Genomic DNA, 14715 nt, shown 5'->3' with positions numbered 1-14715 from the left:
CCCGCACGCGTTGAAGCGGGCTGTGCGACAACAGCTCCCGGCGTCTCGCGAAGCGGGTCGGCTGCCATGTTCGGACTCGCCTGGGGTGCGGCTGCGTGCGGACGTGGGGTCGTGCCGGTGGGGCTCGGACGGGGTTGTCCGAGGGGGAGTTTCGGGAGGGGTTTGGTTTCGTCGTCCTCAGCGGAGGGTGGCAGAGTCCAGCCGCCGGGGAGCGTGCCGGGTTTCGGGCGTTGGGTGAGGCTGGTGGGTTCGGGGCGTGGGGCGAGTTCGGGCGCCGCGTCGTCGGCGTGTGACTGATCGTCCGGGTCGCCGTGGCCCGGTGCGCCTTTCGGTGGCGTTGTACTCATCGCGATCAGTCCTGGTACTTCGGGGCGGGTGGTGTCGCTTCGCCGAGCGTGGACAGCCAGCGGCGGTGGATGCGGGTCCAGGTGCCGTCGGTGCGGATGCGGTCGAGGGTGGCGTTGACGAAGCGGACCAGGTCGTCGTCGCCCTTGGGGATACCGATGCCGTAGGGCTCGGCGCTGATGCTGGCACCGACCACCTCGGTGTAGGGGTCCTGGGCGGCGAGACCGGCGAGGATGGCGTCGTCGGTACTCACCGCGTCGACCTGGCGTTGCTGCAGGACGACGAGGCAGTCCGCCCAGGTCGGGACCGTGAGGATGGTCGCGGCGGGCTGATCGCGGCGGATGTGGTCCAGCGAGGTGGTTCCGCGCACCACGCACACCCGCTTGCCCGCCAGGTCCGCGAGACCACGGATCCCGGAGTTCTTCATCGCGAGCACCCGCTGATCGGCGCGCAGGTACACCGTCGAGAACGCCACCCGTTCGCGTCGTTCGCAGGTGATCGTCATCGTCTTGGCCACCAGGTCGACGGTGCGCTCCTGCAGCGCCTTTTCCCGCTCTTCCGAAGCGAGACTGCGGTATTCGATCAGGTCCGGATTGCCGAGCAGGTCGCGGGCGATCTCGCGGGCGATATCGGCGTCGAAGCCGACGATGCGCCCGGTCACCGGGTCGCGGAAGCTGAACAGATTGCTGCCCGCGTCCAGCCCGACGACCAGCCTGCCGCGCGCGCGGATGGCCGCGATCGTCGGCCCGTCGGCGGTGCTCGGACGCAGGCTCGCGGTCGGATCGCCGCACTGCTCGCCGGTGCGCGGCGGCAGCGGGGTGTCGGTGCCGATGGGAATCGCCTTGGCGGGCAGGGGCGGTTCGGAATACACCGTGTTTTCGTCGGGTGCCGGTGTGCTGTTGTCGGAACAGCCGCCGAGCAGCGCGACCAGCAGCAGCGCCGCGACGGCGCGCCCCCGCCTCACCGGTACTCCCGCAGCCGGGGCCAGAGCCCGAGCGCCACGCAGACGGCGGCGGCGATGCCGAGCACCAGGGCGCCGGGAGCCAGGAAAGAGAGCACATCGGTGGCCTGGGACACCTTGTCCCGCAACCGATCCCGCGTGGCTGTCCGCGCGTCGTCGAGGGCGCGTTCCAGCGCGTCGACCTGGGCGGCCGAATCGGCGGCGCTCGGGCCGGTCGCCACGGCGGCGGCGCCGACGAAGTCACCACGCTGGAGGGTGTCGTTCATCCGCTGATGCGCCGACTGCCAGCGGGTCAGCGCGGCGCGCGCGTCGGTCACCTCGTCGGCGGCCGGTGCGCCGGACGGGTAACCGTCGAGGAGTTCGGCGAGCCGGGCGGCATTGGCGTCGAAGGTGCGGTCGTAGTCGCCGGTGGCGTCGCGGCGCACCAGCTTCACCATTTCGGCGGCCCTGGCCTGCTGCACCAGGATCCGGCTCTCGGCCAGCCGCGCGGCGGGCACCGCGCCCTCGTCGCGGCAGCGGATCATCGCCACCGCCGACACCGACCCGCCGGCGACCGTCCACAGCAGAGTGAGCGCCACCATCGCGGTACCGATCAACAGGCCCATATTGAAAACCCGCCGCGACCGGCGCGCCAGCTCCACCTGCACGTAGACGAGCGCGGCGAGCGTGAGCACGAGCAGCCCGATCGCGACCCACGGCGGCTGCACGTGCCGGTGCTGGGCGGCGGTCACCGCGTCGAAGCGGTGGTCTTCGAGTTCCTCGGCCATCGGCAGCAGCATGGTCTGCATCTGGTGCGAGGCCTCGCTCAGATACGCCGCGCCCACCGGGAAGCCGTTGCGGTTGTTGGCCCGCGCGGTCTCGATCAGCCCGGTATACACGGGCAGGCCGGTCGCGATGCCCGTGCGCAGGCGCCGGTCGGTGCCAGCGGGGTCGGCCGCCTCCTCGGCGGAGATGTGACCGGCCTGGGTGACCAGCTCGGCGGCCGCTTCACCGATGGCCTGGGTATAGCGGTCGCGCACCTCCTCGGGTTCGACACCGCCCGCGATGAAGGCGCGGCCGGCGGCAGCGTCGGCGATCGAGAGCGAGGTGTAGAGGTGGTTGGCCGAATGCGCGTCGGGTTCAGTGTCGTCGAGCAGGACGCCCAAAGCTTGCTTGCGCTCGCTCACGGTCGTCGAAGTCACCATGCCCGCGGCTACGCAGAGCAGCATCAGCACCAGTCCGGCGGCGAGCAATCGGCCCGGCGTCGACCGCGCGAACCCTCGCAAGCGGGCGGGCTGGAACTGCGCGCGCAGGGCTTTCACATCGGGTGCGGGCGGTCGATCGGCGACGAGGACCGGTCTGCGCAAGGGCATCCGCCGAGTCGCGGCTCGCGGGTCGGCACCCGCTTCCACCTGCGGTGACGGGCCGGTACGGACAGCCGCGACCTCGGTCGCCGCCTCGCGGTTTCCCGGTTCGACCATCGCTCACCTCCCCGTCCTGTCCGCGCACCCGTCCTGGTGCGGAGTTTATTGTGGTCGTACCGGTGCCGCAGCCCCTCAGACACCCCCGTGGCGGTTGCTGCACGGCTGCTAGGGAGAGGGTATTGGATGCGCGGTGACGGAGACGGGTGGGCGGACAGCCCGGGTGGTGTCCGGCACTGGGGCAAGTTCGGTGCGGCGGGCCTGCTGCTGCGCGCGCCGCTGCCCGGTGGTGGGTCGGCGGTGCTGTTGCAGCATCGGGCCGCGTGGAGTCATCAGGGCGGCACGTGGGCGCTGCCCGGTGGGGCCCGCGATTCCCACGAGACCGCCCGGCACGCGGCGGTCCGCGAAGCCGAGGAAGAGGCCGGGATCAGCGCCGACGCCGTGCGCGTGCGCGCCGAACGCCTCACCATGACCGCACCCAGCGGCTGGACCTACACGACTGTCGTCGCCGACGCGGCGAGCACGCTGCCGACGGTCCCCAACCAGGAGAGCACCGAACTGGCCTGGGTCCCCGAAGACGACGTCACCGCCCTGCCCCTGCACCCCGGTTTCGCCGCCGCCTGGGTCGGCCTGCGCGCCGTCCCCCTGCGCGTCGTCGATGTCACCCCCGACCTGGCCCCCGCCCTACCCCGCACCGTCGACCTGTCCGGCCACGGCTTCTACTGGCTGCACACCACGGTCACCGGCCCCGGCGCCGAAATCCTCCTCGACAACCCGACCACCGGCCCCACCGTCACCCGAGCCGACCTCCTGTCCTGAACCTCACCGATGCCCGCCAATTCCCTTCGGCGGGCAATAGCGATCAAGCGTCCAGGTTCAGGAGGCGGCGAGGAGGGCCGATTTGAGTTCGTGGGCGGCGGCTTCGGGGTCGGCGGCCTCGGTGATCGCGCGGACGACGACCACGCGCCGGGCTCCGGCTTCGAGGACCTCCGGGAGGCGCTCGGTGTCGACGCCGCCGATCGCGAACCAGGGGAGCGTCGGGTGGGAGTCGGCGGTGGTGCGGATCAGGTCTACGCCCGCGGCTTGGCGGCCCGGTTTGGTGGGGGTGGTCCAGATGGGGCCGGTGCAGAAGTAGTCGAGGTGGCCGTCGATCGCGGCCAGACCGGCCTGGTTGCGGTTGTGGGTGGACCGGCCGATCACCACATCGGGGCCGAGGATGCGGCGCGCGTAGGCGGGCGGGAGATCACCTTGGCCCAGGTGGAGCACGTCGGCGCCGGCGGCGAGGGCGATATCGGCCCGGTCGTTCACCGCGAGCAGCGCGCCGTGCCGCCGGGTGGCCGCCTTGATCTCGGCGAGCGCACCGAGTTCGGCCTTCGCCTCGAGCGGCCCGAACTCGGCCTCGCCCGGCGACCCTTTGTCACGCAACTGCACGATGTCGACACCACCGGCCAGCGCGGCATCGACGAATCTGGCCAGATCGCCCTTCTCCCGGCGCGCGTCGGTGCACAGATACAGCAGGGCCGAGGAGAGGCGTTCCCTCGGCGGGACGGAACGGTTCGGATGGGAGGGCTGCACAGTGACGACGGTAGTCGCGCTACCGTGGAACCGCGAACGTCGAAACCCGGAAAAGTCGGCGGACTCGCGGCGACCCCGCCGAGCCGACCGCCGAACCCGATCGATGTTCGACCAGCGGTCGGCTGGTTTCGCGGCCGCCGTGATCCGGACCGACCGGAGGGTGCGACGGGCGGCGCCTGCCGCGGATACCCGCAGCAGGTCAGAAACCTGCGGCATAAGCCGTATGCCCCGGCGACATGTCCGGGACCTGCGGCACAAGCCGCGTACGCCCCGGCAACAGGTCGGGACCTGCGGCATAAGCCGCGTACGCCCCGGCGACAAGTCGGGGACCTGCGGCGCCAGCCGCAAGAGTGACGGAGGATCGGTGATGCGGACACTGGCGGTTGTCGGCGGCGGTGCCGTCGGACTCGCCGTCGCATGGCGGGCCGCCGAGGCGGGCTGGACCGTCACTGTGTTCGACCCGGCCCCCGGAACCGGTGCGTCCTTCGTCGCGGGCGGCATGCTCGCACCGCTGTCGGAGGGCTGGCCCGGTGAAGACCGCGTGCTGGAGTTCGGCGCCGCTGCCCTGGCCGCCTGGCCGTCCTTCGCCGAGCAGCTGCGCGCGATCACCGGCGAGTCCGTCTTCGTCGCCGACGAAACCCTCACCGTCGCCCTCGACGCCGCCGACGCCCAGGACCTGCACACCGTCGCCGATTGGCTCGCCGGTTTCGGTCACGATCTTCCTGTCCTCGACCGCGCCGGAGTCCGCGCGCTGGAACCGGCGCTGGCCCGCACCGTCCGCGCGGGTCTGCACGCCAGGACGGAACCGGCCGTCGACAATCGCCGCGTCCTGCGCGCACTGCACGCTGCCTGTGCCGCTTCGGGCATCGAGATCCGCGCGGAAGCCGTTGCCGCACTGGAGGATCTACCGCACGACCGGATCGTCCTCGCGGCGGGTGCACGATCCGCCGAGCTGTGGCCCGGCCTGCCGGTGCGCCCGGTGAAGGGGGAGATCCTGCGGTTGCGCCGCAGGCCGGGTGTGAGCCCACCGCCGACCCGGGTGATCCGTGCGCGAGTGCACGGCAGGCCGGTCTACCTGGTGCCAAGGGTGGACGGAATCGTCCTCGGCGCAACACAATACGAGGCCGGGCTCGACACGACGGTCACCGTCGGCGGGGTCCGCGACCTGATCGCCGACGCCGAAGCCATCCTGCCCGGCATCGGCGAATACGAGCTCGCCGAGGCCGCCGCCGGTTCCCGCCCCGCCACCCCCGACAACCTGCCGCTGCTCGGCCCACTCGACGACCGGGTACTCGCGGCCACCGGACACGGCCGCAACGGCATGCTCACCCTCGCGCTCACCGCGGCCCTGGTCCCCGGTCTGCTCGACGGTGTCACCACGCCGGTCGCCGAACTGGCCGCACCGCAACGTTTTCCAGCATCCGTGCTGTCTCGAGGAGGAACCCGATGACCATCCCGATCGGCGTCACCGTCAACGGTGCCGACCACGAGTTCGCCGAGCCGCTCAGCGTCCGCGAACTGCTCACCCGGCTCGAATTGCCCTGTCAGGGTGTGGCATTGGCGGTCGACGGCGCGGTGTTCCCGAAGTCGCGCTGGGACGAACCGGTCGGCCGCGGCTGGACCATCGAGGTGCTCACGGCGGTGCAGGGTGGCTGACCTCGCACCATTGCGGATCGCGGACAAGGAGTTCGGTTCGCGGCTCATCATGGGCACCGGCGGCGCCGAGAACCTCGCAGTGCTCGAGCAGGCCCTGATCGCCTCGGGCACCGAACTCACCACGGTCGCCATGCGCCGCGTCGACGCGGTCGGCGGCACCGGCGTGCTCGACCTGCTGAAACGCTTGGACATCACCCTGCTGCCGAACACGGCGGGCTGCCGCACCGCCGCGGAGGCCGTGCTCACCGCCCAGCTCGCGCGCGAGGCGCTGGAGACGAACTGGGTGAAGCTCGAGGTCGTCGCCGACGAGCGCACGCTGCTACCGGACCCGTTCGAACTGCTCGACGCCGCCGAGAAGCTGGTCGACGACGGTTTCGTCGTGCTGCCCTACACCACCGACGACCCCACCCTGGCCCGCCGTCTCGAAGACGCCGGTTGCGCCGCCGTGATGCCGCTCGGCTCACCGATCGGCACCGGTCTCGGCATCGGCAACCCGCACAACATCGAGATGATCGTGGCGGGCGCGGGCGTGCCGGTGATTCTCGACGCGGGCATCGGCACGGCCAGCGATGCCGCGCTCGCTATGGAACTCGGCTGCTCGGCCGTGCTGCTCGCCACCGCCGTCACCCGGGCCCGCGAACCCGAGCTGATGGCGTCGGCGATGGCCGCGGCCGTGCGCGGCGGCTACCTCGCCCGGCAGGCGGGCCGTATCCCGAAGCGTTTCTGGGCTCAGGCTTCTTCCCCAGCCCGCTAAGGGTTCGGGTCATCCTCGAGGATGACCCGACTCGCGACTTCCAGGCGACGCGCGCGCCGGGTTTGCTGGGGCATGCTGGACGCATGATCGAGCTGAGGGGCCTGACCAAGAAATTCGGCCAGACCGTCGCGGTCCAGGATCTCTCGTTCACCGTCCAGCCTGGACAGGTGACCGGGTTCCTGGGACCCAACGGTGCGGGTAAATCGACGACGATGCGGATGATCCTCGGGTTGGACAAACCCACCGCGGGCACCGCGTTGATCGGCGGCAAGCTGTACCAGGAGCTCGAGCGGCCACTCACCCAGGTGGGTGCGCTGCTCGACGCCAAATGGGTGCATCCCAACCGGTCGGCGCGCGCGCATCTGCAATGGCTCGCCGCGTCCAACGACCTGCCCAAGGACCGGGTCGAGGAGGTGCTGCGGCTGGTCGGCCTGTCCGAGGTGGCGGGTAAGAACGCCGGCGGCTTCTCGCTCGGCATGTCACAGCGGCTCGGCCTTGCCGGCGCGTTGCTGGGTGATCCGAAGGTGCTGCTGTTCGACGAGCCGGTCAACGGTCTCGACCCCGAGGGCATCCTGTGGATCCGCCGGTTCATGCAGCGTCTCGCCGCCGAGGGCCGCACGGTGCTGGTCTCGAGCCACCTGCTTTCGGAGATGGCGCAGACCGCCGACCATCTGATCGTCATCGGTCGCGGCAAACTCATCGCCGACACCACAACCAAGGACTTCATCGACCGCGCGTCCGAACAGTCGGTGCGCGTGCGGAGCCCGCAGCTCGACCAGCTGCGCAGCCTGCTCACCTCGCACGGCATGACCGTGCGCGAAGACGGCGACGCCGCGCTGGTCGTCACCGGGGTGACCAGCGACGAGGTCGGCAAGGTCGCGGGAACCAACAGCGTCACGCTCTACGAGCTGGCACCGCAGCAGGCCTCCCTCGAGGAGGCGTTCATGCGGATGACCGGCGGCGCCGTGGAATACCACGGCGGGGGAATCGATCAGGTGATGGGAGGTGCGCTCTGATGGGCGTGCTCGCTGCGGAACGAATCAAACTCACCTCCACCCGTTCGCCGTGGTGGTGCTCGGCGGTGGTGGTGCTCCTCGGCATCGGCCTCGCGGCCCTGATGGCCGTCATCACCAGTGTCGACACCTCCCAGGCGACCGAGCCGGGCGAGGGGCCGCCGATGCTCACCCCGAGTCTGGCGACGTCGGGCGTGACGGGCTTCGGCGTGATGGTGCTGATGATCATGGCCGCGCTCACGGTGACCAGCGAATACCGCTTCGGAGTGATCCGGACGAGCTTCCTCGCGGTGCCCAACCGGTCGAAGGTGATCGTGTCCAAGGCCGGCCTGGTCGGTGTGTACGCGGCGGTGCTGACCGGCGTGCTCGCGCTGGCAGCCTTCGTGGTTGCCAAGGCGATCGTCGGTGACGATGCCCCGATGCTGGTGCTCGACGGCAACTGGCGCGCCATCTACGGCATCCCGATCTACGCCTTCCTGAGCGTGCTGCTCGCGGTCGGTGTGGGTGTGCTGGTTCGCCAGTCCGCGGCCGCCATCTCGCTCATCGTGCTGTGGCCGCTGCTCATCGAGAGCCTGCTCGGCGCGTTCGGCAGCTTCGGCCGCGCGGTCAACCCGTTCCTGCCCTTCGCCAACGTGAACCGCTTCCTGTCGGTCGAGGAAGTCTCGGGCGACTGGCACTGGGGAGTATGGGGCAGCCTGGCGTACTTCGCCGCGTTCTGCGTCATCGTCTTCGCCGGCGCCCTGGTGGTAGTGAACCGCCGCGACGCCTGACCTGGTCCTGCCCGGGCTGCCCTCGCAACAAGCCCGGGCCGCGTGGGGCCGACCTTGTCGGGAGGTCGTACCCGGAAACCCCCGGCGTCCGCTGCCCGGACGCCGGGGGTTTCGCGTATCCCCACATATCTCGCAAGCACATGGGTAACTCACCGGGCACGGACTACCTCCACCCCCGACACCGTCTGGCCGCCGACGCAATTCACCCCGCACCCAAGTCTGGCCTTAAATTCCGGGGTGGAGGGACTGTAGGCTCAGGCCGTGAGTGAAACGCCTTCTGGCGCGCCGGATCCGCGACAGCGTGACGCTGACGCCGAGGTGTTCATCCCGTTGGAGCCGACCGTCGATGCCGACTCCGAGGAGTCCGGTGCCCGCAACGGTCGTCGTCGCGTGCAGATCTCGTCGAAACTGCAGGCCGCCAACCGTCGTGCCGATGTGATCGGCGCGTTGCGCAAGGCCCGTCAGCAGCTACCGGGCGACCCGTCGTTCGGCGATCCGCTGTCGGTGTCGGGGCCGGGTGGGGCGCGGGCGGTGGCCAGGGTCGCCGACCGGATCGCCGGTGGCGCGCCGACGGCGGCACGCGAGATCGGTTTCGGCGCGCTGCAGGTGTGGCAGGCCGCCCTCGAGCGCGTCGGACGTGGCCGGGGCACCGAGGAGGTGACGATCGTGTTCACCGACCTGGTCGGCTTCTCCAGCTGGGCGCTGGCCGCGGGCGACGAACGCACCCTCGACCTGTTGCGCAAGGTGGCCAAGGCCATCGAACCGCCGATCGCCGAGCGCGGCGGCCAGGTGGTCAAACGCATGGGCGACGGCCTGATGGCCGTGTTCTCCTCACCCGACCGCGCGGTGCGCGCTGCCCTCGCGGCCCGCCGAAACCTCGCGGACGTGGAGGTACAGGGCTACAAACCGCGCATGCGCGTCGGTCTGCACACCGGTTCCCCGCGCGAGATCGGTGGCGACTGGCTCGGCGTCGACGTGAACATCGCCGCCCGCATGATGGAGGCGGGCGGCAACGGCAACACCATGATCTCCAGCACGACCATGGCCGCCCTGCGCCCGGAAACCCTCCCCGAACTGGGCGTCACCGCCAAGCTCTACCGCCGCAACTTCTGGGCGGCCCCCCTCAACGGTGTCCCCGAGGACGTGAAGATCTTCAAGCTAACCCCGGCCTGACCGCTTGGCCAGCCGATCCTGTTCCTTCCAGTAGGCCCGGAACGCCTGCTGAGTCGGTGTCGGCCTGGTGGTCAGCGCCTGCCAGTCCGTTCGCCGCGCGAAGTCGACGGCCAGCAGCACGGGCAGGATGAAGGCCTGGAAGAAGATCAGATAGCTGCCGCCCTCGAACACGAACATCAGATAGCCGCCGTAGCCGAGGTAGACGACGCCGAACACGGCGTTGAGGCCGCGCGACAGCTCGCTCTGACCGTTGTTGACGTTTGCCATCGCGATCATCGCGAAGCCGCTGACCGCGAGCAGTCCGACGTACCAGGTGAACATGGGTGCAAGCCAACAGTGCGCGCCTTACCCGGGGCTTGCGAAACCCTTGGCGGTCAGAGCCAGAGGAAAGCGCCTGCGGCGGCGAGGGCGGCCGCGGCGATCAGGGCGATCGACATCGCGCGATTGTTCTTCCAGGTGGTGTAGGCGCCGCCGAGCAGGAAACCGGCGAGGGCGAAGAGCAGGACCGCAGACATGTTCTCCATCTTGCCTGGTGAATTGCCCGCAGTTAACAAGCACGCATGCTTGCTTTTTTACGGGACCGATGTGATCCTGGGTGCCATGAGTGCACTCTCCGCTGACCCGGACCTCATCCGGATCGGTAATTGCTCCGGTTTCTACGGCGACCGGCTCAGCGCAATGCGTGAAATGCTCGAGGGCGGTGACCTCGACGTGCTCACCGGCGACTACCTCGCCGAACTCACCATGCTGATCCTCGGCCGCGACCGGATGAAGGACCCGAGCCTCGGCTACGCCAAGACCTTCGTCAAGCAGATCGAGGAGTGCCTCGGCCTGGCGCTCGAGCGCAACGTCCAGATCGTCACCAACGCGGGCGGCCTGAATCCGGCCGGGCTGGCCGAGCGACTGCGCAAGGTCGCCGCCGACCTCGGTCTCGACGCCAAGATCGCCCACGTCGAAGGCGACGACCTCGTCGCCCGGGCGGGCGAGCTCGGCCTCGGTCAGCCGCTCACGGCCAACGCCTACCTCGGCGCTTGGGGCATCGTGGAGTGCCTGAACTCCGGTGCCGACATCGTCGTCACCGGCCGGGTGACTGATGCCTCGGTGATCGTCGGCCCGGCGGCGGCCCACTTCGGTTGGGGCCGAACCGATTACGACGCGCTGGCGGGCGCCGTGGTGGCCGGCCACGTGATCGAGTGCAGCACGCAGGCCACCGGCGGCAACTTCGCCTTCTTCACCGAACTCGGTGATCTCGGCCGCCCCGGTTTCCCGATCGCCGAGATCCGTCGCGACGGGTCGAGTGTCATCACCAAGCACGCGGGCACGGGTGGCGCGGTCACCGTGGACACGGTCGAAGCGCAGCTCATGTACGAGATCCAGAGCGCGCGCTACGCCGGACCCGATGTGACCACCCGCCTGGACAGCATCGCCCTGAGCCAGGAGGGCCCGGACCGCGTTCTCATCAGCGGTGTCACCGGTGAGGCGCCGCCGCCCCAGCTCAAGGTCTCGCTCAACACCCTCGGCGGATTCCGCAACGAGATGGCGTTCATCCTCACCGGTCTGGAGATCGAGGCGAAAGCCGAACTGGCACAGCGGCAGCTCGACTCGTGGCTGCCGGTGAAGCCCGCCGAGATCAACTGGACCCTTGCGCGTCTGGACCGTCCGGATGCCGACACCGAGGAGCAGGCCAGCGCCATCCTCCGCTGTGTGGTGCGCGACCCGGATCCGAACAAAGTCGGTCGCGGGTTCTCCAGTGTCGCTGTGGAATTGGCGCTCGCCAGTTACCCGGGTTGTACCTTCACCGCGCTGCCCGGCAACGGTTCGCCCTACGGTGTCTTCACCCCCGGCTATGTCGACGCGCACGAGGTACCCCACGTCGCGGTTCTCGCCGACGGCACCCGCGTCGACATCGCTGCTGCGACGGAAACTCGTGCCCTCGAACCGCTTCCGGAACCCGCTCTGCCGGAACCGCTGCCGCCCACCGAGACCCGTCGTGTCCCACTCGGCAGCATCGCGCTGGCCCGCAGCGGCGACAAGGGTGGTGACGCCAATATCGGCGTCTGGGTGCGCACCGAGGAGCAGTGGCGCTGGCTCGTGCACACCCTCACCGTCGAGAAGCTGCGCGAATTGTTGCCCGAGACAGCCGAACTCGACGTCACCCGGCACGTACTGCCCAACCTGCGCGCGATCAACTTCATCATCACCGGCCTGCTCGGCAAGGGCGTCGCCTACCAGGCGCGTTTCGACCCGCAGGCCAAGGGGCTCGGCGAATGGCTGCGCTCCCGCCACATCGACATGCCGACGGAGCTGCTCGCATGACATCTGTATGGGACACGCCGGAACGAAAAGAGCTGCGCGCCACCGTGCGCGGGTTCGTCGAGCGGGAGATCCTGCCCGACCTGGACTCCTGGGAGCGTGAAGGCGCCCTGCCGCGTGAGCTGCACAAGAAGGCAGGCGAACTCGGCCTGCTCGGCATCGAGTACCCCGAATTCGCCGGTGGCGAGGGCGGTTCGCCCATCGACGGCGTCATCGTGGGCGAGGAGTTCCACTACGCGGGCGCCTCCGGCGGCACCTGGGCATCGCTGTTCACCTGCGGAATCTCGTTGCCGCACATCATCGCCTCGGGCAACCAGGAGCAGATCGACCGCTGGGTGAAGCCGACACTGGCCGGTGACCTGATCGGCTCGCTGGCCATCACCGAGCCCGGCGGCGGCTCCGACGTCGGCCACCTCACCACCTCGGCGGTGCGCGACGGCGACGACTACATCATCAACGGCGCCAAGACCTTCATCACCTCGGCCTGCCGCGCCGACTTCATCGTCACCGCCGTGCGCACCGGTGGGCCCGGTGCCGCCGGGGTCTCGCTGATCATCGTGCCCACCGACACGCCGGGCTTCGAGGTCACCCGCAAGCTGGAGAAGATGGGCTGGCTGGCCTCGGACACCGGTGAGCTGTCGTTCACCGATGTGCGGGTGCCCGCGGCCAACCTGGTGGGCGCCGAGAACTCCGGTTTCGCGCAGATCGCCAGCGCGTTCGTCAGCGAGCGGGTCGGCCTGGCCGTGCAGGCGTACTCGATGGCCCAGCGCGCGCTGGACCTCACCCTCGAGTGGTGCCGCAACCGGGAGACCTTCGGCCGCCCGCTGATCAGCCGCCAGTCGGTGCAGATGACGCTCACCGAGATGGCCCGCCGCGTCGACACCGCCCGCGTGTACACCCGCTCGCTGGTGGAGCGCGTGGAGAACGGCGAGCAGGGCCTCATCGCCGAGGTCTGCTTCGCCAAGAACACCGCCGTCGAGACCGTGGAATGGGTCGCCAACCAGGCCGTCCAGTTGCACGGCGGCATGGGCTACATGCGCGAGTCCGAGGTGGAGCGCATCTACCGCGACATCCGCATCATCGGCATCGGTGGCGGCACCAACGAGATCCTGACCATGCTGGCGTCGAAAGTATTGGGGTACCAGTCGTGACGACCTTCCGTTCCACCCTCGACACCGCGTCGCCGGAGTACACCGCCGCCGCGGAGGCGATGGCGACCAAGCTCACCGAGGTCGAGGCCGAGTTCGCCAAGGCCATCGCCGGTGGCGGCCCCGAGAAGGTGGCCCGCCATCACAAGCGCGGCAAGCTCACCGCCCGCGAGCGCATCGAGCTGCTGCTCGACGAGGACTCGCCATTCCTCGAGCTGTGCCCGCTCGCGGCCTGGGGTAGCGACTTCCACGTCGGTGCGTCGACGATCGCCGGTATCGGCATCGTGGAGGGCGTCGAGTGCATGATCGTCGCGCCCGATCCCACGGTGCGCGGTGGCACGTCCAACCCGTGGACCCTGCGGAAGACGTTGCGCATCAACGACATCGTCAAGGAGAACCGCCTGCCGGTGATCTCGCTGGTCGAGTCCGGCGGCGCCGATCTGCCCACGCAGAAGGAAGTCTTCATCCCGGGCGGCGCGATGTTCCGCGACCTCACCCAGGCCTCGGCCGCCGGAATCCCCACCATCTCCCTGGTTTTCGGCAACTCGACCGCGGGCGGCGCCTACATCCCCGGCATGTCCGACTACGTGGTGATGGTCAAGGAGGGCGCGAAGGTCTTCCTGGCCGGCCCGCCGCTGGTGAAGATGGCCACCGGTGAGGACTCCGACGACGAGACCCTCGGCGGCGCCGAGATGCACGCCCGCACTTCGGGTCTGGCCGACTACATGGCCGCCGACGAGCAGGACGCCATCCGCATCGGCCGCGGCATCGTGCGCAGGCTGAACTGGAAGAAGCAGGGCCCCGAGCCGCGCGCGGAGGTGATCTCGCCGCTCTACGATCCCGAGGAACTGCTCGGCATCGTGCCCTCGGATCTGAAGATCCCGTTCGACCCGCGCGAGGTGATCGCCCGCGTCGTCGACGGCTCCGACTTCGACGAGTTCAAGCCCCTCTACGGTTCCAGCCTGGTCACCGGTTGGGCCGAGATCAACGGCTTCCCGATCGGCATCCTGGCCAACGCGCGCGGTGTGCTGTTCTCCGAGGAATCGCAGAAGGCCACCCAGTTCATCCAGTTGGCCAACAAGAAGAACACGCCACTGCTGTTCCTGCACAACACCACCGGCTACATGGTCGGCAAGGACTACGAGCACGGCGGCATCATCAAGCACGGCGCGATGATGATCAACGCGGTGGCCAACTCGAAGGTCCCGCACATCTCACTGCTGATCGGCGCCTCCTACGGTGCCGGGCACTACGGCATGTGTGGTCGCGCGTTCAACCCACGCTTCCTGTTCGCCTGGCCGAGCGCGAAGTCGGCCGTGATGGGCGGCGCGCAGCTGGGCGGCGTGCTCACCATCGTGCAGCGCGGCGCGGCCGAGGCCAAGGGCCTGCCGTTCGACGAGGAGGCCGCGGCCGGTATCGCCGCCATGGTCGAGGCGCAGATCGAGGCCGAGGCGATGCCGATGTTCCTGTCGGGCAGGCTCTTCGACGACGGCATCATCGACCCCCGTGACACCCGCACCGTGCTGGGGATGGCCCTGTCGGCCATTCACACGGCACCGATCAAGGGCGCCGAGGGCTTCGGCGTCTTCCGAATGTGAGGCGCGACA

Annotated in this window: 15 protein-coding genes; 10 read left to right on the top strand and 5 right to left on the bottom strand. The window is 69.7% G+C overall.

Annotation, left to right across the window (positions count from 1 at the left end; translation table 11 throughout):
- Nucleotides 1–352 precede the first annotated feature (352 nt).
- A complete protein-coding gene (locus AB0F86_RS19945) occupies nucleotides 353–1309 on the bottom strand; it encodes a glutamate ABC transporter substrate-binding protein (RefSeq protein WP_356987216.1) in 957 nt (318 codons plus the stop codon).
- Entirely contained in the window at nucleotides 1306–2766 is a 1461-nt protein-coding gene (locus AB0F86_RS19940; RefSeq protein ID WP_356987218.1) for a hypothetical protein, read from the bottom strand. The genes AB0F86_RS19945 and AB0F86_RS19940 overlap by 4 nt, the downstream gene beginning before the upstream one ends.
- A 126-nt stretch (nucleotides 2767–2892) precedes the next feature.
- Between AB0F86_RS19940 and AB0F86_RS19935 the strand changes: the two genes are divergently transcribed.
- Nucleotides 2893–3525, top strand: a complete 633-nt coding sequence (locus AB0F86_RS19935) for an NUDIX hydrolase (protein ID WP_225278331.1) — start codon at nucleotides 2893–2895, stop codon at nucleotides 3523–3525.
- A gap of 57 nt (nucleotides 3526–3582) precedes the next feature.
- Here the strand turns inward: AB0F86_RS19935 and thiE are convergent, their stop codons facing one another.
- On the bottom strand, nucleotides 3583–4281 hold the full coding sequence (gene thiE / locus AB0F86_RS19930) for a thiamine phosphate synthase (protein ID WP_225278332.1): 699 nt from the start codon (nucleotides 4279–4281) through the stop codon (nucleotides 3583–3585).
- A gap of 367 nt (nucleotides 4282–4648) precedes the next feature.
- On the opposite strand from thiE, the gene thiO reads away from it, so the two are divergent.
- The 6 genes from thiO (at nucleotide 4649) to AB0F86_RS19900 (ending at nucleotide 9647) form a co-directional block, all read left to right on the top strand.
- A complete protein-coding gene (gene thiO / locus AB0F86_RS19925; protein WP_356987220.1) occupies nucleotides 4649–5731 on the top strand; it encodes a glycine oxidase ThiO in 1083 nt (360 codons plus the stop codon).
- Entirely contained in the window at nucleotides 5728–5937 is a 210-nt protein-coding gene (thiS, locus tag AB0F86_RS19920; protein ID WP_067484462.1) for a sulfur carrier protein ThiS, read from the top strand. The genes thiO and thiS overlap by 4 nt, the downstream gene beginning before the upstream one ends.
- Nucleotides 5930–6691: a thiazole synthase gene (locus tag AB0F86_RS19915; protein WP_067484468.1), complete on the top strand. Its 762-nt coding sequence runs from the start codon at nucleotides 5930–5932 to the stop codon at nucleotides 6689–6691. The genes thiS and AB0F86_RS19915 overlap by 8 nt, the downstream gene beginning before the upstream one ends.
- 83 nt (nucleotides 6692–6774) lie before the next feature.
- Entirely contained in the window at nucleotides 6775–7707 is a 933-nt protein-coding gene (locus AB0F86_RS19910; protein WP_225278335.1) for an ATP-binding cassette domain-containing protein, read from the top strand.
- A complete protein-coding gene (locus tag AB0F86_RS19905; protein ID WP_225278336.1) occupies nucleotides 7707–8474 on the top strand; it encodes an ABC transporter permease in 768 nt (255 codons plus the stop codon). Before AB0F86_RS19910 ends, AB0F86_RS19905 begins: the two co-directional genes overlap by 1 nt.
- 390 nt (nucleotides 8475–8864) lie before the next feature.
- Nucleotides 8865–9647: an adenylate/guanylate cyclase domain-containing protein gene (locus tag AB0F86_RS19900; RefSeq protein ID WP_356987228.1), complete on the top strand. Its 783-nt coding sequence runs from the start codon at nucleotides 8865–8867 to the stop codon at nucleotides 9645–9647.
- Here the strand turns inward: AB0F86_RS19900 and AB0F86_RS19895 are convergent.
- Complete coding sequence (locus AB0F86_RS19895; protein ID WP_356987223.1) at nucleotides 9633–9968, bottom strand: hypothetical protein; 336 nt, start codon at nucleotides 9966–9968, stop codon at nucleotides 9633–9635. The two genes, AB0F86_RS19900 and AB0F86_RS19895, sit on opposite strands and share 15 nt — an antisense overlap.
- Nucleotides 9969–10021: 53 nt before the next feature.
- Nucleotides 10022–10162, bottom strand: a complete 141-nt coding sequence (locus AB0F86_RS19890) for a hypothetical protein (protein ID WP_166655701.1) — start codon at nucleotides 10160–10162, stop codon at nucleotides 10022–10024.
- Between the two features lie 85 nt (nucleotides 10163–10247).
- Between AB0F86_RS19890 and AB0F86_RS19885 the strand changes: the two genes are divergently transcribed.
- The 3 genes from AB0F86_RS19885 to AB0F86_RS19875 are packed head-to-tail and all read left to right on the top strand — an operon-like array spanning nucleotide 10248 to nucleotide 14706.
- The gene (locus AB0F86_RS19885; protein ID WP_356987224.1) at nucleotides 10248–11963 is read left to right on the top strand and encodes an acyclic terpene utilization AtuA family protein; all 1716 of its coding nucleotides are present in this window, start codon (nucleotides 10248–10250) and stop codon (nucleotides 11961–11963) included.
- Nucleotides 11960–13111, top strand: a complete 1152-nt coding sequence (locus AB0F86_RS19880; RefSeq protein WP_225278338.1) for an acyl-CoA dehydrogenase family protein — start codon at nucleotides 11960–11962, stop codon at nucleotides 13109–13111. The genes AB0F86_RS19885 and AB0F86_RS19880 overlap by 4 nt, the downstream gene beginning before the upstream one ends.
- A complete protein-coding gene (locus AB0F86_RS19875) occupies nucleotides 13108–14706 on the top strand; it encodes a carboxyl transferase domain-containing protein (protein WP_225278339.1) in 1599 nt (532 codons plus the stop codon). The genes AB0F86_RS19880 and AB0F86_RS19875 overlap by 4 nt, the downstream gene beginning before the upstream one ends.
- Nucleotides 14707–14715: the final 9 nt, after the last annotated feature.

Source organism: Nocardia sp. NPDC023733, assembly GCF_040639775.1.
GTDB classification, from domain to species: Bacteria; Actinomycetota; Actinomycetes; order Mycobacteriales; family Mycobacteriaceae; genus Nocardia; species Nocardia rosealba.
The sequence above is the reverse complement of the archived record's forward strand: the minus strand, read 5'-3'. Positions and strand labels throughout refer to the sequence as shown.

Excerpts from the sequence above, each read along its gene's own strand:
- AB0F86_RS19940 (WP_356987218.1), bottom strand. The coding sequence starts at position 2,766 with ATGGTCGAACCGGGAAACCGCGAGGCGGCGACCGAGGTCGCGGCTGTC.
- AB0F86_RS19895 (WP_356987223.1), bottom strand. The coding sequence starts at position 9,968 with ATGTTCACCTGGTACGTCGGACTGCTCGCGGTCAGCGGCTTCGCGATG.
- AB0F86_RS19890 (WP_166655701.1), bottom strand. The coding sequence starts at position 10,162 with ATGTCTGCGGTCCTGCTCTTCGCCCTCGCCGGTTTCCTGCTCGGCGGC.
- AB0F86_RS19905 (WP_225278336.1), top strand. The coding sequence starts at position 7,707 with ATGGGCGTGCTCGCTGCGGAACGAATCAAACTCACCTCCACCCGTTCG.
- AB0F86_RS19910 (WP_225278335.1), top strand. The coding sequence starts at position 6,775 with ATGATCGAGCTGAGGGGCCTGACCAAGAAATTCGGCCAGACCGTCGCG.
- AB0F86_RS19935 (WP_225278331.1), top strand. The coding sequence starts at position 2,893 with ATGCGCGGTGACGGAGACGGGTGGGCGGACAGCCCGGGTGGTGTCCGG.
- thiS (WP_067484462.1), top strand. The coding sequence starts at position 5,728 with ATGACCATCCCGATCGGCGTCACCGTCAACGGTGCCGACCACGAGTTC.
- AB0F86_RS19885 (WP_356987224.1), top strand. The coding sequence starts at position 10,248 with ATGAGTGCACTCTCCGCTGACCCGGACCTCATCCGGATCGGTAATTGC.
- AB0F86_RS19880 (WP_225278338.1), top strand. The coding sequence starts at position 11,960 with ATGACATCTGTATGGGACACGCCGGAACGAAAAGAGCTGCGCGCCACC.
- thiO (WP_356987220.1), top strand. The coding sequence starts at position 4,649 with ATGCGGACACTGGCGGTTGTCGGCGGCGGTGCCGTCGGACTCGCCGTC.